General features: G+C 60.0%; 22 protein-coding genes. 8 read left to right on the forward strand and 14 right to left on the reverse strand.

All coding sequences use genetic code 11. The features are described 5' to 3' along the window. Positions 1-10: 10 nt before the first annotated feature. The 3 genes from ROTMU0001_RS02335 to ROTMU0001_RS02345 all read right to left on the reverse strand — a co-directional run bounded on the left by ROTMU0001_RS02335 (position 11) and on the right by ROTMU0001_RS02345 (position 2,755). Positions 11-667: an NAD(P)H-dependent oxidoreductase gene (locus ROTMU0001_RS02335; RefSeq protein ID WP_005507916.1), complete on the reverse strand. Its 657-nt coding sequence runs from the start codon at positions 665-667 to the stop codon at positions 11-13. Positions 668-882: 215 nt separating this feature from the next. Next, positions 883-2,277 (reverse strand): MATE family efflux transporter, encoded by a 1,395-nt coding sequence (locus ROTMU0001_RS02340; protein WP_005507917.1) that lies wholly within the window; start codon positions 2,275-2,277, stop codon positions 883-885. Positions 2,278-2,362: 85 nt separating this feature from the next. Next, positions 2,363-2,755 carry an RNA-binding S4 domain-containing protein gene (locus ROTMU0001_RS02345; protein ID WP_005507918.1) on the reverse strand — a complete coding sequence of 131 codons (393 nt, stop codon included), beginning with the start codon at positions 2,753-2,755 and terminating at the stop codon, positions 2,363-2,365. 346 nt (positions 2,756-3,101) lie between these two features. Between ROTMU0001_RS02345 and ROTMU0001_RS02350 the strand changes: the two genes are divergently transcribed. Further along, complete coding sequence (locus ROTMU0001_RS02350) at positions 3,102-3,929, forward strand: hypothetical protein (protein ID WP_005507919.1); 828 nt, start codon at positions 3,102-3,104, stop codon at positions 3,927-3,929. A 137-nt stretch (positions 3,930-4,066) separates the two neighbouring features. On the opposite strand, the gene ROTMU0001_RS02355 is transcribed toward ROTMU0001_RS02350, so the two are convergent. Beyond that, positions 4,067-5,218 carry an ABC transporter permease gene (locus ROTMU0001_RS02355; protein WP_044142250.1) on the reverse strand — a complete coding sequence of 384 codons (1,152 nt, stop codon included), beginning with the start codon at positions 5,216-5,218 and terminating at the stop codon, positions 4,067-4,069. A gap of 158 nt (positions 5,219-5,376) precedes the next feature. Here ROTMU0001_RS02355 and ROTMU0001_RS02360 point away from each other — a divergent pair, with 158 nt between their 5' ends. Both ROTMU0001_RS02360 and ROTMU0001_RS02365 read left to right on the forward strand, forming a co-directional pair. Then, positions 5,377-6,000 (forward strand): TetR/AcrR family transcriptional regulator, encoded by a 624-nt coding sequence (locus ROTMU0001_RS02360; RefSeq protein ID WP_005507922.1) that lies wholly within the window; start codon positions 5,377-5,379, stop codon positions 5,998-6,000. Between the two features lie 112 nt (positions 6,001-6,112). Then, positions 6,113-7,222: a ferredoxin family protein gene (locus ROTMU0001_RS02365; protein ID WP_005507923.1), complete on the forward strand. Its 1,110-nt coding sequence runs from the start codon at positions 6,113-6,115 to the stop codon at positions 7,220-7,222. 138 nt (positions 7,223-7,360) lie between these two features. Here ROTMU0001_RS02365 and ROTMU0001_RS02370 read toward each other — a convergent pair whose 3' ends face one another. From ROTMU0001_RS02370 to ROTMU0001_RS02380, 3 genes are all read right to left on the reverse strand, one after another. Further along, positions 7,361-9,028, reverse strand: a complete 1,668-nt coding sequence (locus tag ROTMU0001_RS02370; RefSeq protein WP_005507924.1) for an NAD-dependent succinate-semialdehyde dehydrogenase — start codon at positions 9,026-9,028, stop codon at positions 7,361-7,363. A gap of 352 nt (positions 9,029-9,380) precedes the next feature. Next, a complete protein-coding gene (locus ROTMU0001_RS02375) occupies positions 9,381-10,985 on the reverse strand; it encodes a glycerophosphodiester phosphodiesterase (RefSeq protein ID WP_005507925.1) in 1,605 nt (534 codons plus the stop codon). Between the two features lie 391 nt (positions 10,986-11,376). Continuing rightward, entirely contained in the window at positions 11,377-11,889 is a 513-nt protein-coding gene (locus ROTMU0001_RS02380; RefSeq protein WP_005507926.1) for a PTS sugar transporter subunit IIA, read from the reverse strand. Between the two features lie 339 nt (positions 11,890-12,228). On the opposite strand from ROTMU0001_RS02380, the gene ROTMU0001_RS02385 reads away from it, so the two are divergent. Beyond that, positions 12,229-12,810, forward strand: a complete 582-nt coding sequence (locus tag ROTMU0001_RS02385; RefSeq protein WP_044142251.1) for an arsenic metallochaperone ArsD family protein — start codon at positions 12,229-12,231, stop codon at positions 12,808-12,810. Between the two features lie 183 nt (positions 12,811-12,993). On the opposite strand, the gene fbaA is transcribed toward ROTMU0001_RS02385, so the two are convergent. Then, a complete protein-coding gene (gene fbaA, locus ROTMU0001_RS02390) occupies positions 12,994-14,019 on the reverse strand; it encodes a class II fructose-bisphosphate aldolase (RefSeq protein ID WP_005507927.1) in 1,026 nt (341 codons plus the stop codon). A gap of 263 nt (positions 14,020-14,282) precedes the next feature. Between fbaA and ROTMU0001_RS02395 the strand changes: the two genes are divergently transcribed. From ROTMU0001_RS02395 to ROTMU0001_RS02405, 3 genes are all read left to right on the forward strand, one after another. Next, entirely contained in the window at positions 14,283-14,669 is a 387-nt protein-coding gene (locus ROTMU0001_RS02395) for a hypothetical protein (RefSeq protein ID WP_005507929.1), read from the forward strand. A 305-nt stretch (positions 14,670-14,974) separates the two neighbouring features. Beyond that, positions 14,975-16,576, forward strand: coding sequence for an amino acid permease (locus ROTMU0001_RS02400; protein WP_005507930.1), 1,602 nt, complete (start codon positions 14,975-14,977; stop codon positions 16,574-16,576). Between the two features lie 283 nt (positions 16,577-16,859). Next, the gene (locus tag ROTMU0001_RS02405; protein WP_005504242.1) at positions 16,860-17,912 is read left to right on the forward strand and encodes an ornithine cyclodeaminase; all 1,053 of its coding nucleotides are present in this window, start codon (positions 16,860-16,862) and stop codon (positions 17,910-17,912) included. Between the two features lie 192 nt (positions 17,913-18,104). Here ROTMU0001_RS02405 and ROTMU0001_RS02410 read toward each other — a convergent pair whose 3' ends face one another. From ROTMU0001_RS02410 to ROTMU0001_RS02435, 6 genes are all read right to left on the reverse strand, one after another. Continuing rightward, positions 18,105-18,917, reverse strand: coding sequence for a hypothetical protein (locus tag ROTMU0001_RS02410; RefSeq protein WP_044142252.1), 813 nt, complete (start codon positions 18,915-18,917; stop codon positions 18,105-18,107). 83 nt (positions 18,918-19,000) lie between these two features. Next, positions 19,001-19,816 carry a hypothetical protein gene (locus ROTMU0001_RS02415; protein WP_005507933.1) on the reverse strand — a complete coding sequence of 272 codons (816 nt, stop codon included), beginning with the start codon at positions 19,814-19,816 and terminating at the stop codon, positions 19,001-19,003. Positions 19,817-20,081: 265 nt separating this feature from the next. After that, complete coding sequence (locus ROTMU0001_RS02420; protein WP_005507934.1) at positions 20,082-20,837, reverse strand: TrmH family RNA methyltransferase; 756 nt, start codon at positions 20,835-20,837, stop codon at positions 20,082-20,084. A gap of 114 nt (positions 20,838-20,951) precedes the next feature. Continuing rightward, positions 20,952-21,533, reverse strand: coding sequence for an orotate phosphoribosyltransferase (gene pyrE, locus ROTMU0001_RS02425; protein WP_005507935.1), 582 nt, complete (start codon positions 21,531-21,533; stop codon positions 20,952-20,954). Between the two features lie 65 nt (positions 21,534-21,598). After that, positions 21,599-23,191, reverse strand: a complete 1,593-nt coding sequence (locus ROTMU0001_RS02430; protein ID WP_044142253.1) for an anthranilate synthase component I family protein — start codon at positions 23,189-23,191, stop codon at positions 21,599-21,601. Positions 23,192-23,218: 27 nt separating this feature from the next. Beyond that, complete coding sequence (locus tag ROTMU0001_RS02435) at positions 23,219-23,551, reverse strand: rhodanese-like domain-containing protein (RefSeq protein WP_005504230.1); 333 nt, start codon at positions 23,549-23,551, stop codon at positions 23,219-23,221. Positions 23,552-23,862: 311 nt separating this feature from the next. Between ROTMU0001_RS02435 and ROTMU0001_RS02440 the strand changes: the two genes are divergently transcribed. After that, the gene (locus ROTMU0001_RS02440; protein WP_005507937.1) at positions 23,863-25,323 is read left to right on the forward strand and encodes a peptide MFS transporter; all 1,461 of its coding nucleotides are present in this window, start codon (positions 23,863-23,865) and stop codon (positions 25,321-25,323) included. Positions 25,324-25,389: the final 66 nt, after the last annotated feature.

A 25,389-nucleotide genomic window follows, 5' to 3' on the forward strand; every position in this document is an offset into this window, starting at 1 on the left:
CGGCAGAACCTTACGCCCAGGTGACCAGGTCCTCGATGGAGCGGCGGCTCTTCGGCGCGATTTCATGGGCACGGTAACCGAAGGTCACAGCCACGGACACACCGAACTCTTCCGGGTCGAACAGACCGGCAGAAGCGAGCAGCTCGTTCACTGCTTCGTAGTTCATACCCTCAATGGGGCAGGAGTCGATGCCGAGCATTGCGGCGCCGGTCATCATGTTGCCCAGGGCAATGTAGGTCTGCTTGGATGCCCAGTCGAAGAGCGCACGGTCGCTTTCCAGGATCTTCATGTCGTTCTTCTGGAAGCTGCCGTAGCGTTCGAGCGCGGCTTCCATCTGCTCTTCGGTGAGGTTGCGGCCTTCGAGGGTGCGGCGCATCCACGGGGTGTCGTAGCGCAGGCCCTTCTTCGCCAGCAGTACGACCAGGTGGCTTGCGTCATCGAGAGCACCAGCCATGCCCCAGGCGATCGGCTTGAGCTTTTCGCGCAGTTCGGGGTCCTGGATGACCAGGAACTTCCACGGCTCGGTGCCGACGGAGCTGGGCGACAGGCGCGCAAATTCGAGGATTGCGGCGAAGTCTTCGTCGCTGACGCGGCGGTCGGGGTCGTAGGCGCGGGTTGCGCGGCGGCGGGCGAAAATTTCGAGGGCTTCTTCGCGAGTTACGGTCACGGTTTCATCCTTTGCATGAGGGTTTCAATACCCTGTCATGCTACACCCGCGGAGGGTTCGGGCGGTACGAAATGTGGCGAGTTACGCCCGCAGGAAATACGCCGCGAGAGCGCGAAGTACCGCCACAAAACGCCAAGTCCAGCCGCCCCGGCGCACACCCAAAGTTCCCCGGAGAAGCACCTCCAGAGCCCCCTACAAGTCCCTCTGCGAAGCCCCTACTCGGCACCGGCTTTCATCCACACATCCGAGCGGGCGCGGCGGCCAAAAATGACCGCGCGGATTCCTTGGAAGTACAGAATATACGCCGCCCACAAGCCGCAATACCCGGCGAGCGCATCCATGGTGCCGTTGCCGACCGCCCAGTGCAGGCCGAGCATGACGGGCACGTACATCACGAGCATGATGAAGCAGCCGATTGCCAGGTATTTCACGTCCTGCGCGCCCATGAGGATGCCGTCCAGGGTGAACACGTACGCGGCGATGGGCTGGCCGAGCGCAATGATGACGGTGGCGATGGTGAAGAGGAACGCCACCTGCGCGTCCTGCGTGAAAATCCAGGAGCCGAAGAAGCCAATGAGCGGGCAGATTAGGCCGGTGATCACGCCGTAGATGAGGCTCATGCGCAGCAGCCGGTTTTTCAGCTGGCGCACCTTCGCACGTTCGGATTCTACGTTGAGGTCGCGTTCGCCGAGTTCCTTGCCGAGTAGCGCCTGGGCGGCGATGGCGAGGGAGTCCAGGGCGTAGAGGAAGAGGTTAAATACGCCCATGCCGAGCTGGTAGGCGGCGGTGTGTTCGGTGCCGAATCGTGCCACGACGAACACGGTCAGCAGGGAGGCGATGCGCATGGACAGGGTGCGCAGCATGAGCCAGGAGCCGAGCGAGAGCACCGAACGCATGCCGGCGACGTCGGGTGCCCAGGGGACGGCGTGTTCGCGGGTGCCGCGCATCATGACCACACCGAGCGCGGCAGCCATGCCCCACTGGGTGAGGGAGGTGCCGGTCGCCGAACCGGCAACGCCCCAGCCGACCGGGTAGATGAGCAGCCAGTTCAGCACAATGTTGACGAGCGTGCCGACCGTGGCGACTTTGAGCGGGGTGACGGTGTCTTGCAGTCCGCGGAGCGTGCCGACCTGCGCGAGGATAATCATCATCGGCGGAATGCCCCAGAGCGAGTGGTGCAGGTAGTTGAGGGCGTAGCTCATGGTTTCGTCGGTCGCGCCGAGGCCGCGCAGTAGCGGGTCTGCGAAGGCGTATCCGGCGATCATGAGGAGCATGCCGAGGCCGAAGGCGACCCACACGCCGTCCACGCCAATCTGCCAGGAGCGGCGCAGGTTCTTCTCGCCGAAGGCGCGCGCCACGGCGGGCGTGACGGAGTAGGCGAGGAAGTTCATGAGGCCCACGACCGTGGTGACGAGCGTGGCGGCGATGCTCATGCCCGCGAGTTCTGCCTTGCCGAGTTGGCCGATGAGGGCGGAGTCGGTGAGCACGAAGATGGGTTCGGCGATGAGCGCACCGAAGGCGGGTACGGCGAGCGCGAGGATGCGCCGGTTCAGCGAAGGCTCGGCGGTGTTCGCAGCGGGTTCGGTATTCGGGTGCTTCTGTGTGCTCATCCTTCTAGGCTACTCCCCGCCGCCGCGGCGGGTGCCTGCGCGCGGGGCGGGGTGCACTCTGCGAGATAGGTGTGCGAGATGCGCTTTAGGCGCCTCGGCCACGCAGTTCGTCGAGGGCGCGGCGTTCCTTCTTGGTGGGGCGGCCGCTGCCTCGTTCGCGTTTGGCAACCGGCGGCATGGAGAGGTAGGCGGGGCGCGGGCCGGAGAGGTCTTCGTAGCAGGTGACGGCGATAGGTGCGCCTACGCGTTTGACGAGGAGTTTTTCGACTTTGAAGACGCGTTCCCAGCCGGGGTAGCGCACGCGCACCACGTCGCCTTTTTTGAGTTTTTGGGAGGGTTTGGCGGGGGCGTCGTTGACGCGCACGTGGCCGCCTTTACATTCGTCGGCGGCGAGAGAGCGGGTTTTAAAGATGCGCACCGACCAGAGCCAGAGGTCGAGCCTGGCGCTGGTTAGTGCGTTGGTGTCTTCTGCGGTCATGTGTTCATTGTGGCGCGAGGCGGGCGGGGCACCAAATCAGGTGCACCCGCCTGCGCGTCCTGTCTCTCCACAGTTTTCGCAGTGATTCCACCGTATTTTTGCCGGGGTTTCGGCGGGGTTCCATCATGGCTTCGCCGAACCGCTCCGCAACCGGCACCTACCCGCCACGCGGCGGAAAATTTTCTATTGCACGCACCTCCCTATTGAGCGCAAACCCGCATCCACTAGGGGTATTGTTAAGTCACCTTCTCAAGAAGTGTTCTCAAGGCCACATCGTTCGCGTGGTCTACGGGGGGGGTTGTGGCCGCGACGCCACGGGCTCCCCGTAACAGATTGGATATACACCATGTCAGCTTTGAAAAAGCTTCTGGCGGCTGCCCTCATCAGCACTGTGCTGTCCTCTTGCTCTTTTGGTCCCACGTTGGAGAAGGACGAAAGCGCCCGCGCGATTTTCAACGCAGAAAATGACCAGGTAATCCTACCCCTGGACGCATACGACACCACCGGCAAAGACGAATACTTTACCAAAGCCCTTGAGCTCGCCCGCAAAAAGTGCTTTGCCGAACACGGGCAGCACTACAAGATGTTTGTCCGCACCGAGGGGGCCGGCAGGAACTTCGGCAGGACCTACGGAATCTGGAACGTTGAGTACGCCCAAAAGTACGGCCTCCACGAGCCCAATGAATCGAATACGCTGGATCTGTCCTCCCCTGCGCCCTCCTCCGACCCTGGGAAGGATGTCAGCACCGAATGCTATCAGCGCGCCAGCGATGAGATGAAGCAAATTGGAGAGATCCCATTCGGCTCCGCCACATTTAGGCGTTTGGAGACCGATGCCCGAAACGCCGCAGGCGATCGACAGCTCAAAAAATCTCTCGACGACGAGTGGAAGCGATGCGTCAAGGACAAGGGCCTCACCCCCGATAGTGAGATGACCGTCAAGGAAGAAAAGAACATTCCTCAGAGCACCACCCCCTCAGAAGAGGAAATTCGAATCGCCGTCATCGAAGCGCAGTGCAATCAGGATGTAGGCCGTTCGCAGAAGCTCTACGACCTGGAGGCGCAGTACCAGAAGCCGCTCGTCGCCAAGAACCAGGCTGCCCTGGAGAATGAGCTCAAAGAATTCAAACGCCGGGACGAGCAGTTCAAGCAGTACGTCCTCGACAACCAGTAACAGCGTATAACAGCCGGTAATAGTCGGTATGTCAAAAGGGTGTGTGCCGTGTTCAGTGAACACGGCACACACCCTTCTTACGTTGCACCGGCTATGTTGCGTCGGCTACGTTGTACCGGCGGCCTAACCCGCGGCGCTTATGCCTCCACCGTTGCGGTGCGGCGCTCCTTGAAAGCCCAGCCGATGACACCGGCGAGCAGACCGAACGCAATCCAGGAACCGAGCACCAGCCACTGGTCGCTCGTTGCAACCTCCGGGAAGTACGCAATCGAACGCAGCAGGGTCGAGGATGCACCCGGCACCAACATCTGACCAATCTGACCCCACGCACCGGGCAGGAACACGCTCGGCATGCTTGCGCCCGAAATCGGGTTACCAATGAACATGGTGATGACCGCGCCTACAGCGAGACCAATCAGCGGCGAAGACAGCGCACCCACACCCACAATGAAGAAGGCGGTCGCCAGGTAGGTAGCGCCGAACGCAGCCCACAGGGTAGCGAAGTCACCGGGAATGAAACCGAACCAGGTGCTCAGAATCAGGGCGGTCAATGCACCACCGATGACGGCGTACAGGGTTGCGGTGGCGAAGCGGCGCCAGGTGCCGTTCACGCGCAGTACGGAGAAGGAACCACCGAGAATACCGCCAATGACCAGCGGGAATGCGGCAATAGCCAGACCGGTACCGGAGGAGTCACTCTCGCTCAGGGGCACCACTGCGGTAGTCTTCACCGCCATTGCGGATGCCTGCTCGGCCTGCACCTTCATCTGCTCCAGCTGGGCGGCAGCCTGCGCACCCTGCTCACCTCCCGCCTGCACCGCCTGGGTGAGGGCCTCAGTCTTGGCAGCGAGTGCCTTCTGCTGAATCTGCGCGTTCAGCTGGGTGGCAACACCGTTGAGCATCTGGGTTGCTGCGGCGTTCGCGGCGGGGGCGGTCAGCACCTCGGGAGCAGCGCCTTCGGTGAAGATAATTGCGCCGTAGGTTTCGCGCTGCTTGATCTGCTGTTCAGCCTCTTCGCGGGAGGATGCCTGCTTCAGTTCGAAGGTTTCAATACCTTGGTCTTTGAGGGACTGTTCAAACTGACTGACGGTCACCTCGGGGCCTGCGATAGAGACGGGCAGGTTCTTTGCCTCCATGGTCTTGGTAGGCCAAGTGAAGGCGAGAATAACAACCGCCACGATTAGGGATGCCAGCAGGGAGGTACTGATGACCTTGATCCAGGAGGAGCGCTCGGGGGCTGCGGCGGTCACTGCCTCTGCGGTGACTGCTGTGGTGGTTTCGTTGTTCACGACAATCTCCAAACAAAATGCTTATTTCGTTTACGAGTCAGAACTCTACTCTCGGTTTTTACCAAGCGCAAACGAAATAGCTATTTTGTTTGTAAAGTCACAAAAAGAATCAGTGTTGTGTTTACGCGTTCTTTAGCCTCACCCCCTAGACTGGAACCATGCCCCGACTAACAGACGCCACCAAAGCCGCACGCCGAGCCCAAATCATCGAAGCCGCCGTTAGCTGCTTCCTCGAAAAGGGCTACACCAACACCTCCATGAGCGACATCATCAAAGCCTCCGGGCTGTCCTCCGGGTCCATCTACTCGCACTTCTCCGACAAAGAAGACATCCTCATCACCGCCATCAACGAGCGCCTCAACAACGTCAAGAAGCTCTACGAAACACTCCCCGAAGGCGCAGGCCCCCAGGATATTCTCGAAACCATCCACACGAACCAGCTGGTAAACGACAATTTCTCTGCCATGCTGCGCATCCGCCTTGAATCGCTCCACGCACCCGAAATCGCCAGGGCAACCACGGACATCATGCCCCTATTGCAGGGCATCATCGTAAAGACCCTCACCCCCTGGGCAGCCGAACAGCTCAGCGTTCTACACGAAATCAACCCCGATTCGGCGCAGCGCACCCCCGAACAGGAGGCGCTCATCGCCGACTACGCCCGCGACACCGCAGACGCCTTCATGATGGTCTTCCAGGGGTACATGCTCCGCTCCTTCTTCGGCGCCCCCGAGGAAAAGGACCGCCTCTACCGCGTCGCTTTGGCGCTCCTTCCTGAGTAGTTGCCCCCCGATAGGCCCCAAAAATCACCCTTGAGCGGTTGTTTTTCAGCATTTAGGCCGCACAGGGGCAACATAGGTCATTCACATCCTGCAGGCGTAGAATCGAGGAACCATGACTGAATCCTGCACCCCCGCAACCCCCGAGCCGCGCGCCACCAACCCCACCGAGCTGAACAACCTGCGTGCCGCACACGCCGACGAACTCTCCTCGCGTACCCGCGCCACCAAGATTCCCGCAGACTCCTGCTCCCTCTACGACGACGAGGCTCTCGGCGGCACCGCCGGACGCGCCACCGCATGGCTGGCACTCGAGCACGTGGGTCACTGGGGCCGCGACGTGCTGGACGGCTCCGCCCTCGGTGAGGAGCTTTCGGAGGCGTTGGGCGAGGCAGTCTCGCAGGCGGGGCTGAAGTTCCTGCTGATCCGCCAGGTGGGCAGGGCGGGGCGTGTACTGCACGGCGCGCCGGATGCATCCGGCAACCCGACCCACCGGGTACTCTACGCGCTCTGCGCCCCGGGCGAGGAGAAGCTCTACTCGTTCAGCGTGAGCACCCCCGAGCAGCTACTCGACCTGCCCCTGGACAACCCCCAGGAGTTGATTCAGGCGACCGGTGCGGAGCTCATGGACTCCCCCGCCATTCTCGTGTGCACCCACTCCAAGCGTGACCGCTGCTGTGCCCTGCGCGGTCGCCCCATTGCGGCGCACCTGGCGGATATCCTGCCGGGTAATGCGGTATGGGAGTGCTCGCATACGGGCGGTCACCGCTTTGCTCCGGTCGGCATTATGCTACCCACCGGCTACACCTACGGTCGCCTGTCGGAGCCTTCGGCACTGGCGGCGTACCTGTCGCTGGCGGGTCGCTCCATTCCGTCGCTGCACGGCCTGCGAGGCCGCAGCACGGATACCCCGGTGGAGCAGGCGGCGGAGGTTGCCGTACGCCTCGAACTGGAGAAAAAGGGTGAAGAAGTAACCTCTGGAGGTTTGGTTTCACGTGAAACATCGGTATCGGAGGCACTGAGTACACTCCGTGAGGCGGGCATTGAGCCACCGGCAGATACCGCCAAACACCCCACCATGGAGGCGGCACTCACCTCCCACACCGACGGACGCACCTGGGTCACCTTCTTCGAGCGGGTCGCCCTTAAGCCGCGCCCCAACTCGTGCGGCAAGGGTCCCGCAGATGCTTTCAGCCGCGAGCTGCTCGCACTGCGCCAGATATAACCCCCTGCGCCAGTTCTGGCACCCGCGCATGATGTAGACAGCGTAAAGCCCCGGCGGCACCTTCTCGGGTACCCTCCGGGGCTTCGCCGTATTCAGGGTTCGACGTAGCTGACATCTCGCCGCCCCCGGCAAACTGGCTTATCCGGTGAACGGGTTCGGTGCGCCGATGTACTGCAGCTCGGTGTACTCCTCCAAACCCTCGGGGCCGCCCTCGCGACCCATGCCGGACTGCTTCACGCCACCGAAGGGTGCCGCCGCATTCGAGATAACGCCGGAGTTGTAACCAATCAGGCCAAACTCCAGACCAGCCGCCATGCGCGTAAAGCGCGGGTGGTTACTCGTGTACACGTACGCCGCTAGGCCGTACTCGGTGTCGTTGGCGAGCTTCAGGGCGGTGCGTTCGCCCTCCTCACCGTAGCCGCCGAACGTGGCAATCGGGGCGACGGGGCCGAAGATTTCTTCACGCCACACGCGCATCGAATCGGTCACGCCGGTCAGCACGGTGGGGGTCACGAAGTTGCCCTTGTTCAGGTTCTTGGGCATGCCGCCGGTATCGCTCGGAACGTTCTCCTCAAGCTCGGGAATGTAACCGCCGCAGGCGAGGAGCGCGCCCTTGCCCAGGGCGTCTTCCACCATAAAAAGCATAGATTCAACCGCTGAAGGTTGAATTAGCGGTCCGCAGTCGGTTCCGTCGACGGTTCCGTCACCCACGACGGTCGCCTCCATGCGCTCCACGAAGGCGCGGGTGAACTCTTCGGCAATGTCCTCGTGCACGATGAATCGGTTGGCGGCGGTGCACGCCTCGCCCATGTTCCTCATCTTCGCCGCGTAGGCGCCCTCCACGGCGGCGGGGATGTCCGCGTCCTCAAAGACGATGAACGGTGCGTTGCCACCCAGCTCCATGGAGGTACGCAGAACGTTCTGCGAGGCCTGCGCGAGCAGGGTGCGGCCCACGGCGGTGGAGCCGGTGAACGAGACCTTCCGCAGACGCTCATCAGCCATCAGCGCGGAGACAACCTCACCGGTACGAGAGGTGGTCACCACGTTCAGCACGCCGTCCGGCAGGCCCGCCTCACGCATCAGGGACGCGAAGTACAGGGAGCTGAGCGGAGTCAGGGAGGCGGGCTTGAGCACCGCGGTACAACCCGCCGCGAGCGCCGGGGCGACCTTGCGTGCCGCCATGGCGAGCGGGAAGTTCCAGGGGGTAATCAGCAGGCAGGGGCCGACGGGGCGGCGTACGGTGGTGATCTGCAGCCCGGATTCGGGGGCGACGGCGGTGCGGCCGAAGTTGCGGGCGGCTTCTTCGGCGTACCAGCGCAGGTAGTTTGCCGCGTAGGCGACTTCGCCGCGGGACTGGTCGAGGGGCTTGCCCATTTCGAGGGTCATGAGCCGGGCGATGACTTCGGTGCGCTGCGTCATAAGCGTGTAGGCGCGGTTGAGGATGTCGGCGCGTTCGCGGACGCTGGTTGCCGCCCATGAGGTGCGGGCGTCGCAGGCGGCGTCGAGTGCTTCGATGCCCTGTTCGATACTGGCGTCGGCGACGTGCGCGAGGATTTGGCCACAGGAGGGGTTGTGCACGGGGAAGGACCCGTTGTCGCCGGTGACCCAGCTGCCGCCGATAAGCAGGTCAGTGGGCACGTAGAAGAAGGGGTAGGAGGGCCGCTCGTAGGGGTCGATGGGTTCGCGCTGCGGCATGTTGATGCTTTGCATGTGCGGTTCGGTGCGGCCTCGCAGCTGGGCGGATTTCGCGGCGGGCTTTGCGGAAGCGGAACTCTCGGCGGCGGAGCTTTCGGGTGAGGTGGTCATGGCGTGCCTTTCGGGTTGGGGCGGCCGGTGCGGTCGACTCTGACGCTTTTAATTCTAGTCCTGCGCGCTCCCCTGCTCCTCGAACCGATCCAGCGGCTCTCTCCCCTGCCCCGCGCGCCCTCTCCCCACCCTGAGAGGGCCGCGGGCACGCCGAAGGGGGCCGCATCCGCGTTGGATACGACCCCCTTCAGGTGGATTCTCGCTCAGCGCGCGAGAGTCCTAGCTGAGGATTATGGAAGGCATTGCCCGGAAGGGATGCTCGGTGTTGCATCCGCTCTGCCCGATACCCGCACCTTCACCACTTAGCGGGCGGTGAGGCGGGCACCCAGGTGGACTAGGCCCACCGGTTCTCTCAGATCCAGGACTGGCGTGCCTCGATTCGAGTCAGCTCCAGAGGACCGCCATCGTTGGTGCCGTGGAAGCGGCCGAAGTGTACGTACGGGCCGCGGTAGGCGCTGTGGTTGATGGGGCTGGAGTACTGACCGTTGACCGTGTAGTAGAAGCTGTTCTTGTTCAGCACAATCTTGCAGTTCAGTGCCTGGCCGGTGGTGACCTTCTGGCGCAGCTTCATGGTGTGCAGCACGCGCGGGCTAGTCTGGTTGGGTTCGAAGCAGAGAATCTGCGCTACGGAGCCGCCGCGGTAGTTGGGGCGGATGGCGAGCACGTAGGTGCCGTCTTCCTGCTTTGCAGCGAACTTCTTGCCGATGCCGAAGGCGCCGTCGTGTTCGCGACCGAACGCAATGTAGCCGTAGTGACCATCCTGCTTCGGCACTGCACTGGTCCACTTCATGGAGAAGTCGAGAGTGTACTTGTCGCGAGTGGTGTAGTTCGCCAGAGGGCCGAGCAGCACGGATTCGTCGTAGCGCTGGTTGTGCACGATGGCTGCGCCGGTCAGGTCGGGCATGTCCGCTGCGACGGAGGGGTCGGCGGGCAGCATGCCGTGGGGACGCTGGCCGGTCTTAATCTTCACGCTGGCGTCGAAGGGGTCACCGATTACCCAGTAGGGGTCGGGGCACATGAAGCCCTTAACGCCCAGTGCCTTGTACTTTTCGTAGGCGGAGCGGCGGTGGATTTCCCAGACAATGACTGCCTTGCCGAGGCCGGTGAGGGCGCGTACGTTCTCCTCGCTCATGGAGCCCTGGGAAGCGCCGGTCGGCTTCTCGTAGTAGGGTACGCCGATGGCGTCTACGTTTTCGTGGCGTGCCATTGCGGAAATCTTGTCGATGGGGTCGCCACCGTCGAAGTAGCACCAGGTGGCGCAGCCTGCGGAGTTGGCAAGCTTCAGGTAGCGGGAGGTGGGTTTGAAGCCGCCGCTGCCGTCGCGGTACATCTTGATGACGGTGCGGCGCTGCAGGCCGCGTTCGGTGATGAACTTGACGAGGCCTGCCTGTGCGGGGCCGTCCTTCGCTTCGAGGAACAGTACGACCTTCTTGCCGCCGACGGAGGCGTATTCGCCGCCTGCGGGTACGGCGTCAACTGCGGCGATGGCTTCTTCGAGGGTGGGGATGTCGTACAGGCCGGTCTTCTCGCCCAAGTTTTGGCGCATGTCAACCTTGTGCTGGCGCAGTTCGGCGAGGGTGTGGCCGCGAACGTCCATGGACGCACCGGTGGTGCGCTTGATGTTGGTATCGTGCATGCAGACGAACTGGCCATCGCTGGTGGTGCGTACGGAAATTTCGACGGCGAGGGCGCCGCGGCGTACGGACTCTGCGTAGGCGTAGGCGGTGTGCTCGGGGCTGATGTTGCCGGCACCGCGGTGGGCGATGAAAAATTCATCGGTCTTGTAGAGCAGCTGATGTGCGGGGGAGCCGCTGTGTACTGCCGCGAGCTGTGCGCGGGTGTTGGCTGCGGCGTGGGCTTCGCCTGCCTGGAGCATGAGGGCGGCGGGTGCCAGTGCGGAGGCACCGATGAAGCCGCGGCGGCTCAGATTCTTAGAGGTCTTCGGGAATGCAGTCACCGTAGTAGTCCTTTTTCTTTTATGAGTTGAGCGTAATGTGTGTGGTTGTTCATTGAAGTTTTGGTTTATAGCTGAGGGTCCGGATTCTCTCAACTCAAACTACAACTCTAAGTAGGATAACGATTTTTTATCGGTGATTCACTGCGTTTACAGGAAAATAGGGTATTATGTGCGCCTCATTCTTACCCGCAGTGTAATGCGGGTGAATGTGTTCCTCCTTTTCCGCCGCTTTTAATAGCGGCATTTCATGCGGCGTTAAAAAATTTCTCGTGTAACGAAAAAGGCCGCGCCTACAGCCCGATTGAGCCTACAGGACGCGACCTTTTGCGTTAAAACATTTTTCGCAGGTTTTTCACCGCTGTTGAAGCTGAGCTATTTTCGCTGGTTCAGCTTACTTCTTGGATGCCTGAGCGACGCGGTCACCGGCTGCGACGGGGCGGCGTGCCTCAGAGTCCTTGGAGATGTTGAACTTTGCGGTGTTGGTAATCATCACCATGGTTTCCTTGGAGGGGATGCGGCCCTCGATAGCTGCCCAGTCCACCTCGATGATGGGTGCGCCAGCCTCAACCTTGTCACCTACGTTAGCAATCTTGGTGAAGCCTTCGCCACCGAGCTCAACGGTGTCGATACCGATGTGGACCAGTACCTCGCCGCCGTTTTCGGTGCGGAGCATGAATGCGTGCAGGGTGTCCTGAATCAGTGCGATGGTGCCTGCAACGGGTGCGACGATGGTGCCTGCGGTGGGGTTCACTGCGTAGCCGTCGCCCATAACACCCTGAGAGAAAACGGGGTCGGAGACTTCGCTCAGCGGCAGGTACTCGCCGGTAGCAGGTGCGACGTAGACGTCTGCGGACGATGCTTCCTGTGCGGCAGCTTCCTTCTTCTTCTTGCCGAAACCGAACATATATGCTCCTTTTGGTCGTGTGGCGCTATGAATAGCGTGTATTTGTAGCGCTGATGCGTCCGCGTCGGATGCGGGCGTCGTTGCCTTCTTGGTTTCACACCGGGCGGCGCCTGCCTAAATTGCAGGGTTCGCACACTCCGGTGCATATGCACTCAGAATACAACACCTAAACCCGTAGCTCACGAGCTGAGGGTCATTCGACTCGAATTCTGCAAATATTCCGCAAATCTGGAACTTCAACTCACACTTCTGCACTCTTGAGGTCGCGAGTACACTTAGTGAAGGACTGGCACCCCTCCTCCGAGCCGGTGCCTATAAGAGAGAAAAGGCTAAAAACTGATGACTGAAGCGGCTGAAACCGTTCTTGAAGTATTTATTCCGGGCCCCGGTGAGAACCCGGAGGATCCGCAGGATATGGAGCGCTCCGAGTTCCTGGGCGCCGCGCAGGAGGCGCTGGATTCGGGCGTGGACATTGAGGTGTACTCCACCGACTCCTACCCTTCCGCATTTGAAGAGTGCGCACCGGTTGCCGAGCAGATTGAGATGAACGGCATCGAGGTTCTGCCGCTCATGCTGGTCAACGGCGAGGTGAAGGTGTCCTTCGCGTACCCGACCGCCGAGCAGATTAAGCGTTTCTCCCGCGCCCACCTGGTCGCCCAGCCGAAGGCGAACGCGGCAGCGGCTGCATGCGGCCCGTCCGGTTCCCCGGCGGCGTCGATAATCCCGAACCTGAGCGGCGAACCCGCCGGTTTCGCGGCAACCCTGGCGGGTAAGGCACCCCAGCCGGTCGGCGGCCCCGAGATCGGTAACCGCGTGAACCTCATGGGTGGCGACACCGGCGACGGTATCCCCACCTCCGGTTCGGTGGCTGTGAAGTCCGGTGGCTGCGGATGCGGTGGTTGCGGCTGCGGCGGCAAGTAAACCCGCCCCTGCCGGCAACGAGCGCCCGGCTCGCCCGGTTCTAAACTGCGCACCCAAAGAACTGCATAAACAAAGAGCGGTGCCCGCCTCCTCGTGATGAGGAAGCGGGCACCGCTTTCGCTTAACGAAGCTTAGGTTCACACCCGGCAGCACCTACGGGAGCTGCGGCGGGCGAACAGTACCTTACTTGATGGAGGTACCGACGGAACCGAGCTGCTGGCAAGCCTCGACCACGCGTGCGGCCATGCCTGCCTCTGCAGCTGCACCCCAAACGCGGGGGTCGTAGGTCTTCTTGTTGCCGACCTCGCCGTCAACCTTCAGCACACCGTCGTAGTTGCTGAACATGTGGCCAGCAACGGGGCGGGTGAATGCGTACTGGGTGTCGGTGTCGATGTTCATCTTGATAACACCGTAGGACACTGCGTCTGCAATCTCCTGCTCGGTGGAGCCGGAGCCACCGTGGAAGACCAGGTAGAAGGGCTTGTCGCCCTTGCCGTACTTAGCGCCGACCTCGGTCTGGATTTCCTTGAGCAGCTCGGGGCGCAGGTGAACGTTACCGGGCTTGTACACGCCGTGAACGTTACCGAAGGTCAGAGCAGCCATGTAGGTGCCCTTCTCGCCCAGGCCGATTGCTTCAACGGTCTTGATTGCGTCTGCAACGGTGGTGTACAGGGAGTCGTCGATAGCGCCTTCAACGCCGTCTTCCTCGCCACCAACGGCACCGATCTCAACCTCAAGCACGATGTTTGCCTTGGAGGTACGCTCGATCAGCTCAGCAGCAATCTTCAGGTTCTCGTCCAGGTCGATTGCGGAGCCGTCCCACATGTGGGAGTTGAAGATGGGGTCTTCACCGCGAGCAACAGCCTTCTCGGACTCTGCCAGCAGGGGCAGGACGAAGCCGTCCAGCTTGTCCTTGGGGCAGTGGTCGGTGTGCAGTGCAATGTTCACGTCGTACTGCTTAGCAACTTCGCGTGCGTATGCTGCGAAGGCCAGGGAGCCAACGACCATGTCCTTCTTGGAAGCGCCGGACCAGTATGCTGCACCACCGGTGGATGCCTGGATGATGCCGTCCGAGCCAGCCTCTGCGAAGCCGCGGATTGCAGCGTTCAGGGTCTGGGAGGAGGTCACGTTCACTGCGGGGTACGCGAAGCCCTTTTCCTTCGCGGTCTGCAGCATTTCTGCGTAAACTTCGGGGGTTGCAATAGCCATATGCTGACTCCTTGGATAGATGCGACCGGTTACCAATGTTGGGCCGGTTCACCATATTTTGTTGGCGCGCGAGACGCCTCCTACTCGCACTATTTTACCAAGATACGACTTATTTATCGTTAATTTTTTGTGGGTTTTTTTGGGTTTACTGCAGCGAAATTTCCGCGAATTACCGCGGTAAAGTAGAGGTGTTAATGACTTGATGTCTTCTGTGCGTGCAGGCCAGCGTACACATCACCCGGACGCGACGAAAGGAACCTCCCATGAGCAAGGCGAGCGCTAAAAATAATCCGAAACAGCTCGACGCAAAACGTGAGAAGCGCGCCCGCCAGGCGCAGCGTCGTGCTGAGCGTGAGCATCCGAATGCGGCGGCTATTGCCCCGGTGCGCGCGCAGTTGGATGAGGTTCTGGAGCGTAAGAGTCGGCATGTTTTGGGGCATGGCGATATGGCGAAATCCCTTGAGTTGATGGAGAAAATGCGTGATGAGGGCGCGAGTGACCACGAGATTGATGTGGCGCTTGCGGAGGCGAAGCTCCCCTCGGTCGTGCAGGTTGGTCGTAAGTCGTTGATGCGTTGGCCGAGCTGGTGGTGGTTGAATCGTCGTGAGCGCGCGTTGCGGGCGAAGATTGACCGGCTGATGGAGGACTAAGTCCCCGTTGTGAATAGGTTGTGAGAGCACCCCGTTGTGGGTGCTCTTGTGCTGTGCGGTGGTGGGGTAATTGATTTTTTGTACTCAGGGTTCAATTAATCTATTTCACAAAACAATGAAAACCACACAATACAACATGAACCAAATATATTCATAAGATATGCATTATATGTATATAAATTGTTACGTGATGTGAGTTATATTTACCTAAATTACCGTGCTATAGTCATTACAACCGCAGACGTGTTCCCAACCACATTTCGTGTAGCACGTGCTTCAGATGTAACTATCCAAGGAGGTATAGCATGAGCACCTCACCAAACAAGAACCCGCAGACTTCTGCAGCGGATCAGTACACTAAGCCCCCCACAGATGACCCGTTCGCACACGAACAGGAAGGCTTCCACAAGGGGCTTGGCGCACGTCAGCTCCAGATGATCGCCATCGGTTCCGCTATCGGTACCGGCCTGTTCCTGGGCACCGGTAGCCGCCTGCAGGACGCAGGCCCCATGCTCGCCGTCATCTACGCCGTCATCGGCTTCTTCGGCTACCTGATTCTTCGAGCCCTCGGCGAGCTGATCCTTCACCGCCCCTCCTCGGGCTCCTTCGTCTCCTACACCCGCGAATTCTACGGCGAAAAAGCCGCATTCGTATCCGGATGGCTGTACTGGCTGAACTGGGCAATGACCGCCGTTGCAGACGCCACCGCTATCGCTATCTACATCAGCTGGTTCGGTCGATACAACCAGTTCTTCGCAGATATTCCCCAGTGGCTTAGCGCATTCATCGTCGTTGTTGTCACCGTTGCTTTGAACCTCATCTCCGTGAAGCTCTTCGGTGAGCTGGAATTCTGGTTCGCACTCATTAAGATTCTTGCCCTGCTGTCCTTCATGGCGGTAGGTATCTGGTACCTGGTCTTCGGTGAACCCATCAACGGCGTCCGCCCCGGTCTGGAACTCATTGCAGCCAATGACGGCTTCTTCCCCAACGGTATTCTTCCCGCTCTTATCGTGGTTCAGGGCGTTGTGTTCGCCTACGCCGGTATTGAGCTGGTCGGCACCACCAGTGGTGAAACCAAGAACGTTGAGAAGGTTATCCCCCGCGCTATCAACACCGTGATCTGGCGTATCGCGATCTTCTACGTTGGTTCCGTGGTTCTGCTCTGCCTACTCATGCCCTACACCGCATACAAGGATGCAGAGTCGCCGTTCGTGACCTTCTTCGACTCGATCGGCATTGACGGTACCGCACCGATTATGCAGCTGGTCGTTATTACCGCGGCTGCTTCCTCGCTGAACGCTGGCCTGTACTCCACCGGCCGTATCCTCCACTCGATGGGTGTTGCAGGTTCGGCACCGAAGTTCACCACCAAGGTGTCCCGCTCCGGCGTTCCGGTGGCAGGTATTCTGCTGACCGGTGTGATTGGCCTCTTCGGCGTTGTGCTGAACTTCTTCGTTCCCGAGCAGGCGTTCGAGGTCGTGCTGAACATCGCATCCGTGGGCACCATGGCTAGCTGGGCTGCTATCGCAATGTCACACCAGAAGTACCTGAAGCTGGTCGGTGAGGGCAAGTACAAGCGCCCCAACTACCGCGCACCCGGCGGTCGCTTCAGCGACTGGGCTGTGATGGTGTTCCTCGCTGTTGTGCTGGTGCTGATGGCTCTGGATTACCCGGTGGGTACCTACACCCTGGCATCGCTGCTGGTGGTTATCCCGCTGCTGATTATCGGCTGGTACACGGTTCGTGATCGCGTCAACGAGATTGCTCGCGTCCGTGAAGGCTACACCGGTTCCGTGCCTGTGATTGCTGCCCGCCCCGTGGTGAAGAAGCTCGTTCCGGAGCCTCGTACCCACATTGACCTGGGTGAACTGGACCTTGAGGACGAGGACAAGCCGAAGGGCAACTAACCCGACGGCAGCCTCCGATTCCGTGATATCCCAGTGAAATCCCGGTGAAGGCGATGAGGGGGTTCTAGACCCTAGCCCGTAGGTTCCAGGAGCTCTAGGGCCCCCTCCCTGCACGTCTTTTCGTGTTCGTTCCGTATTACATCCGTGTAATACATAAAGCAAAGTACATATTTACAGCATTTCTAAAAGGGTGTGTCCTGCAATATATTTTGAGATAATAGATATCCACAGTGACCACCAGATGCACAAAGAAGTTTTGTGCAGATATTCAAAGGAGAAAATCATGACTGAACGTCCTAGCGCACACGCGGTGGAATTTGTTGACGTCGCCTCGATGGCGAAGTGGATTCAGAAGGACGGCGTAGGCAACATCATTGCCGGCATGGTCGACTTCCTCGAAGAAGACTTCAAGAAGTGGCAGAGCTTCGACAAGATTCCTCGCGTCGCCTCCCACACCCCCTTCGGTGTGATTGAGCTGATGCCCACCTCCGACAACATCACCTACTCCTTCAAGTACGTGAACGGCCACCCGTCGAACCCGGCACGCGGCTTCCAGACCGTGACCGCGTTCGGTCTGCTCGCTGACGTGGACAACGGCTACCCGGTGTTCCTGGCTGAGATGACCCTGCTGACCGCGCTGCGTACCGCTGGCGTGTCCGCCATGGTTGCTAAGCACCTGGCACGCAAGGATTCGAAGAAGATGGCGATGATCGGTACCGGCTCGCAGTCTGAGTTCCAGGCGCTGGGTATGCGCGCTGTGCTCGGCATTGAGGACCTGTCCGTCTACGACGTTGACCCGCACGCGATGGAGAAGTTCCGCCGTAACCTGGAGCCGCTGGGCTTCCGCATCCACCTGGCTAAGGACGTGGATGAGGCTGTTGAGGGTGCCGACATTATTACCACCTGCACCGCCGATAAGCAGCAGGCGAAGGTTCTGCTGGACCGCCAGGTGAAGCCCGGCGTGCACCTGAACGCTATTGGTGGCGACTGCCCCGGCAAGACTGAGCTGGAAAGCGAAATTCTGGACCGCTCCACCGTGTTTGTTGAGTTCCCGCCGCAGACCCGCATTGAGGGCGAGATTCAGCAGAAGGACCCGGACTTCCCGGTGGTGGAGTTCTGGAAGGTTCTGACCGGTGAGGAGCCGGGCCGCGTATCGGATGAGCAGATTACCCTGTTTGATTCGGTGGGCTTCGCGATTGCTGACTTCTCGGGTCTGCGTTATGCCCGTGCGGCCACGCAGGACACCGACCTGCAGCAGTTCATTGACCTGGTTGCTAGCCCGGATGATCCGAAGGATCTGTACTCGCTGGTGAACGTTAACGTTCCGGTGGGCTAAAGGGCTAAGCAGCCTGACGCTGAGTGGCCTTGAGCTGGCGAGCCTGTAGGTGCGCCGGCGTAGGCTGCGAGGTTGAGAGTGAATAAAGTGAGAGCCGGGGAGTGGTGACACTCCCCGGCTCCTTCTTTTAGGTAATTTTCTTGTGGGCATTCTGCGGGCGGTTTGCCCGTTCTGCCCTTCAGACGGGTGCGGCTACTGGCGGGTGGCAATAATTTCGCGCGCCTTGGCCACACGCTTTTCTTTCTCTTCTTTCAACTGGTTAAGCTTCGCCTGATTCTTCTCAATTAGAGGACCCTGATAGGAGGCCTCAATATCACCCAGACGCTGAGCCATACCCACCTTCTGGTTACATTCCGCTTCGATAGTTGCGAGGCGGATTTCCTCCGGCTTAGCTTCTTCGTTGCCTTGGGAAGAAGTCATGAGATGTGCGCTTTCTTCGGACAACCAGTCGCTCTCTCCCTCCCTGGGGGTTAGCCCGCGTTCACGCAGGCAGGTCCACCATTCTGAGCGAATATTTTTCCACTCATCGGTTTGGGAGGCATAGGTGTATGCCTGTGAGTTGAGCTCTCCTACAAACCGGTATTCTTTTTGATCAAGTTCAACATCAGAGAATGCGGCTTTCACCTCTTCTTGGCATCGGGTGTTGATGTCGTCTGATGCTGAATCTTCTGGGCCTCGGGATTCCTTCTGGGAGTACCCGTACTTTTTGGCGTACTCGACGTTCCAGCTGCCGTATAGGCCTCCCGGTTGCGGGGTGTCTATTGAGGGCACGGCATAGGACTGACCGTGGTGCGCATAGCACTCGGACATGAGCGTGTGCCACGCCGTGCTCACCGTACGGAGTGTGAGTTCGTCAAAGGCGTACTCGTCCAGTGGAAGGTGTATGTAGTTCTTTGAATAATCGAGAACAGCTTTTCGTGAGGTGTCCCGCTCGGCGCTATTGGAGCAGGATACGCACGCCCCCAGCAGGCAGAATACTGTTACCGCAGAGAGAGCCTTACGCATAGGCTTTTCCTCCTCCATACCTCGACGTTCAAACGGAGTTACCCCAATTATCCCAAGGGCTCCTATCTGCTTGTCGCTGATATCTACTGGTGGGTGGCGATAATTTCACGCGCCTTCGCTATCTTCGCATCACGATCGGCCTTCAATTCATTCAGCAGCGCCTGATTCTTCTCAATCAAAGGACCCTGATAGGACGCCTCAATATCACCCAAACGCTGAGCCAACCTCACCTTCTCACTACATTGAGCTTCAATGGTCGCCAGGCGAATAACCTCCTCCAACACTTTGGGATCATCAGCATTCAGATTGGCCGTTTCTTGGCTCGACCATTCACCGTCCCCGGTGCGAGGCGTCAACCCTTTCTCACGCTGGCAGTCCCACCAATCTGAGCGGGCTTTCTTCCATTCAGGGTCACCCTGCGCACGCTGGTACGCTTCGCCACTGATACGACGGACGGGGCGGTACTTTTCCTCATCAGCCTCATCAAACTTGAGCGCATTCAGTTCTTCCCGATGCTCTTCGCGGCAGCTGGCCTTGACGTCTTCAGGGATGCTGTCATAAATCCTAGACTGCTCTTCTCTGACTTTGCTGGACGTAAAATGATTCGCCGCATGCTTCACATTCCAGGAGCCGTACTGGGAGGCGTCGCCAGAAACGAAGCCGTTTTCTAGAATTTCAAAATCGTATCCCTTTTTCGCGTAGCACTCTTTAAGAATCAACAAATACGCCCTATATGTTATATCTAGGGCCTGGTCACTCATGTCGTATTCATCGAGCGGAAGAGTAATATAGTTATTTTCAAAATCCAGCTGGGCTTTGAGGCTAGTATCTTTAGGCGCAGCGGCGCAGGAACTTAAAGCTAAAGCAAAGCAGGCGAGTAGGGCAGCAGATTTCTTCATTGTTACCGACTCCTTTCAGGGGAATGACGCCGCGGTCATTCATATCCACAACCCGCAACCATTGGCGAGCCGAAGTCAGGAAATCCATCGCATGTCCCAAACTGAAGTTGAGAGTGCGATTCTCATATCTCCTGTGATTTGCGTTAACACTAACACGCCTAGGTAATTCCATGCGTGGTTTAAGCCGCCCAAACCACAACGAAAAAGGTTCCGACGCGCACACAACGCATCGGAACCTTTAAACACCTCATAAACAGCCACCAAACTACGACGGAATCTGGCCAAACACATGGCGGCGAACCCACGCATGCATCGCAATACCCGCAGCCGTCGCCGCATTCATCGAACGCGTCGACCCAAACTGCTCAATCGACAGAGTATCCCTAGCCGCCGCATGCAACTCCTCCGACAAACCCGGGCCCTCCTGACCAAAAACCAGCACACACTTCTTCGGCAGATCATACGTCTCCAGGGGCACCGAATCCGGAAAAATATCAATACCAATAATCTCCAGACCCTCACCCTGCGCCCACGCCACAAAATCCTCAATCGTCGGATGATGACGCACATGCTGATAACGATCCGTCACCATCGCACCACGACGATTCCAGCGGCGACGCCCAATAATATGGACCTCCTTCGCCAACATCGCATTCGCCGTGCGCACCACCGTGCCAATATTCAAATCATGCTGCCAATTCTCAATCGCCACATGAAAATCATGGCGGCGCGTATCCAGGTCAGCAATAATCGCGTCCATCGACCAGTAACGGTACTTATCCACCACGTTACGGCGGTCGCCCTCACGCAGCAGCTCCTCATCCCAGTGGTCGCCCTCAGGCCACGGGCCCTCCCACGGGCCCACACCCACCTCAAAACGGGCAGTACCCTGCTCAGTACCCTCAACAGCCTCAGCTACAGCCGCCTCCGCAGGCACAGCCTCAGCCGCCTCACGATTCTCAACCATCACAACCACCTTCACGCCAACAACCAGCGCCACAACCGGCGCCCACAGAGCCATCTTACAGACAAAAACCCGCACCACCAGCCACACACAGTAGCCAGCGGCACGGGTTCACCCGCCGCAACGGGAATGCCTTAAAAATTTAGAGGTCCTAGTCCAAACCAGTAGAGACTAGTCCAGGCCCAGCTCATCCTTCGAGTACGCGTACAGGCACGGGACGCCCGCAACCTCTTCCACATGCTCCTTAGCGCCGGTCGCACGGTCAACAATCACAGCAACCGCCACAACCTCAGCGCCAGCCTTACGCAGCGCCTCAACAGCAGTCAGCGCCGAACCACCGGTCGTGGAGGTGTCCTCAACAGCAACCACGCGGCGACCCTCAACGCTGGGGCCCTCCACCTGACGGCCCATGCCGTAAGACTTCTGAGCCTTACGCACCACAAACGCGTCAATCGCACGGTCCTGATCACCAGCGGCACGCATAATCGCGGTACCCACCGGGTCAGCACCCATGGTCAGGCCGCCAGCAGCCTCAAACTCGATGCCGTTCTTATCCAGCAGGTCCAGCATGACCTGACCCACCAGGCGAGAAGCCTCGTGATGCAGGGTGATGCGGCGCAGGTCAACGTAGTAGTCGGCTTCCTTGCCGGAGGCGAGGACCACGTGCCCGCGCACCACAGCCAGCTCAGAAATCAGCTGGCGCAGGCGTTCACGGGCTTCTTCAATGGGGAGGTTTTCAGAAAGCTTAGTCATAGTTCAAGTGTAGCGGCTCACGTGCAGGCGGCGCAGACTATTCCCTGTGCTATTCCAGCGCTAGGCTATTCCACCACGCGACCCACCGACGGCGGCAACGCGGCGCGCAGCTTCGTCAGCATCTCCTCATACTCGGCGGTCGGGTCGGAATCAGCCACGATAGCGCCACCCGCGGCAAGAGTCACCGTGCCCTCATCGTGCGCCACGAGCGTGCGAATCACAATCGACAGGTTCGCCGAACCATCCGCCGACACAAAACCCAGAGCACCCGAATACACGCCGCGAGCGCGACCCTCCAGACCCTCAATAATCTGCATGGTCGAAGGCTTCGGGGCACCCGTCATCGAACCACCCGGGAAGCACGCCCGCGCGGCGGTCACCGCAGAAATTCCCTCACGCAGACGCGAACTGACCGTAGACACCAGCTGATGCACCGTCGAATAGCTCTCCACTCCCATAAGCACGGGCACGCGCACGGACGCCGGGTCAGACACTGTAGACAGGTCATTACGCAGCAGATCCACGATCATGAGGTTCTCGGCGCGGGTCTTCTCATCGGTACGCAACCATACCGCAGCGGCGGCATCTTCTTCCGGGGTGGCGCCGCGAGCAATCGTGCCCTTAATCGGCTTCGTCTGGGCGTTGCGGTGCGTATCCACACTCAAAAAACGCTCCGGCGAAGAAGAAAGCACCGAAAAATCACCGCACCGCAAATACGCCGCATAGGGTGCCGCATTGTGGGCGCGCTGGCGGCGGTACAGCTCAAAGAAAAGCTCCGGGCTCGGATTCTGGATGCGCGCGACCGTCTGCGCGGTCAGGCACACCTCGTAGCTGTTACCCTCGTAGATTTCGTGCTGACTAGCGCGAACGGCATCCATGTAGGCTTCCGCGGCAGGTGCCGGGAAGAGCAGGGGCTCGGCGAGCTCAGGGGCATTGTCAGGGGTGTTGAGGGGAGTATTTTCGGAGGCGCACTCCCCTGCCGCATTCAGCACCGGAGTCAGCGCCGCACTCAGCAGCCGCTCCGCCGCCTCACACCACGACTCATCGCCCACCAGCCAGCTACGCGCCGCAGCCCCCGGGCGGGCATGCTCATGCACCAGATAGCGGACCGCCGGCAACCACAGAGAATCCGGGGTCGGCGCCTCATGCGCCGGCAGGTAGCCGGGCACCGGGTGGCCGTGCTCCATGCCCATGGCGGCACGCGCCTCATAGCCGAAATAGCCCACGTAACCGCCACGCAAACCCGCGGGCAGACCGGTTGCCGCCGCCGCATCCGGGTGCACACGCGGTGCGCAGGCGAGCGCCGCCTCCAGCTGGGCGAAGGGGTCTTCCCCGCCAGACTCAGCCGCCGCACGCGCCGAATCCACACGCAGGGGCGACAGCTGCGCCGGGACCACACCCACATACGAGGCAACCGACATGGGCGACTCCTCGCGCGCCGAATCCAGCCAGAAGGAATACTCGGCGCCACCGGTCAGCAGCGGGTACGCCTCCTCGCAGTTCACCGCGAAAGGAAGCGGGCGCACGACAAGCTCCCGCGTCTGCGCATCCCACGGGATGCTCTGCAGAATACTCGGCAGGGCATGAGGGGACGCAGAAGCGGGAGCGTTCGAGGTAGAAAAAATACGGTCCGCGGAAGTTTCAGTCACGGACTCCATTGTATGGCGTACAGGCGAACTGGCGGTTTAGTGAACAACTGCGGGTGCTTCGCCGTTTTCGCTGGTCATCGGCAGGCCGGCAGCGAACCATGCGCTGGTGCCGCCCGCAATGTTGTGTGCGGCGTAGCCGTGCTCGCGCAGGAAGGTTGCCGCGCGGTTCGAACGGCCGCCGCCGTGGCAGATGACGTAGAAGTCTTCGCCGGGTGCGGGCAGTTCTTCCAGACGCTCAGCGATGGTGCCGAGGGTGATGTGCTTGGCGCCGGTGGCGTGGCCGCCCTCCCACTCGTAGTCTTCACGCACGTCGATGATGGTTGCGCCTGCGGGAACGTCGCGGGGGTCAACCTGGGGTACAGCAGTCATGGGGTTCTCCTTTGAAATGGTTAAAAAATGATCCAGTCGGCACGACGGGGTGCCGGGTGGGCATAGTTGTGGTTCCACTCTAGCGCTTTGGGGGTGTGCGGCGCATCTAGCCCGGTATTTGGGGGTTTGTGAGATTCGGAAATGATGCATACGAAAAAATCGAAATGGTTTTTCATGCACTGATTGATGGTTCAATCTTTGAAATACAGGCACACACCATGTATACATATGCACCCATAAGGGTATACACTTATACACATATTGTCCGGGTCACACAGAACCCCGGGCTTGCACAGAAAAGAATTACCACCATGTCTCACACCATTACAGGTGCCGAACCCAAGGACACCAAGACCTTCTTCGGCCACCCGAGCATGCTCGCGAACCTGTTCACCGTAGAAATGTGGGAGCGCTTCTCCTTCTACGGTATGCAGGGCATCATGATCTACTACCTGTACTACACCGCCGACAAGGGCGGCCTGGGCCTCGACAAGGACCTCGCCACCGGCGTTATCGGCGCATACGGTGCAGTCGTGTACCTCATGGCAATCCTCGGCGGTATCCTCGGTGACCGAATCCTCGGCCCCGAGCGTACCCTCTTCTACTCCGCCATCGGCATCATGGCGGGTCACATCTCCCTCTCCCTCATCCCCGGCATTCCGGGTGTGGTGATTGGTCTGCTGCTGGTCGCTATCGGCTCCGGCGGTCTGAAGAGTAACGCATCCGTGCTGGTCGGTTCGCTCTACAGCGACAACGACTCACGCCGCGACGCAGGCTTCACCATCTTCTACATCGGCGTGAACACCGGTGCACTGATCGGCCCGATCCTGACCGGTTGGGGCTGGCAGGCTGGCGGCTTCCACCTCGGCTTCGGTCTTGCCGCAATCGGTATGGCTGCCGGTCTGATCCAGTACTCGCTGACCCGCAAGAACCTGCCCGCCTCCGTGCACCACGTGGGCACCCCCTTCACCGGCGGCCAGAAGCGTAACTTCTTCCTGGCACTGGTCGGTATCGTCGTCGTTCTCGGCATCCTGTTGGCAACCGGTCTGATGACCGCAGACAACCTCAAAAACTGGGTCATGGGCTTCATCTTCATCGGCGCTATCGCCCTGTTCGCTCAGCTGCTGAGCGCTAAGGACGTCACCTCCGATGAGCGTTCCCGCGTCACCGCGTTCATCCCCCTGTGGATTGCAAACGCCGTGTTCTGGGCACTGTACCAGCAGCAGTTCACCGTCATGGCGGTGTACTCGGATGAGCGCCTCAACTGGAACATCCTGGGCATGGAGCTGAGCCCGAACCTGGTCAACTCCATCAACCCGATCTTCATCATCGTCTTCGGCATGATGTTCTCCGCCCTGTGGACCAAGTGGGGCGACCGCCAGCCGGTCACCACCCTGAAGTTCTCCGCAGCGCTAATCATTATTGGTCTGGCGTTCTGGATCTTCCTCGCTCAGGCGGGCGTTCAGAGCGTGAACGTCGGCTGGATCGTGCTGATTCTGTTCGTCTGCACCATCGCTGAGCTGATTATTTCGCCGGTGGGTATTTCGCTGGCGACCAAGCTCGCACCGAAAGCGCACCGCGTGAACATGATGGCACTGTACTTCACCTCCGTGGCAATGGGTACCGTGCTCTCCGGTTGGCTGGCTCCGTTCTACAGCATGGAGACTGAGGTTCCCTACTTCACCTGGATGGGTATTATCACCATCGCGACCGGTATTCTGCTGTTCCTGGTGCACAAGCCGGTTCAGAAGATGATGCGCGGCGTGAAGTAGCCACAAAGTTACTTGCCTGCACTGCTGATTCGCTGTTGCAGGCGGCGTGAGCGTGTATAGGCGAGC

The organism is Rothia mucilaginosa ATCC 25296 (genome assembly GCF_000175615.1).
Classification (GTDB): Bacteria; Actinomycetota; Actinomycetes; order Actinomycetales; family Micrococcaceae; genus Rothia; species Rothia mucilaginosa.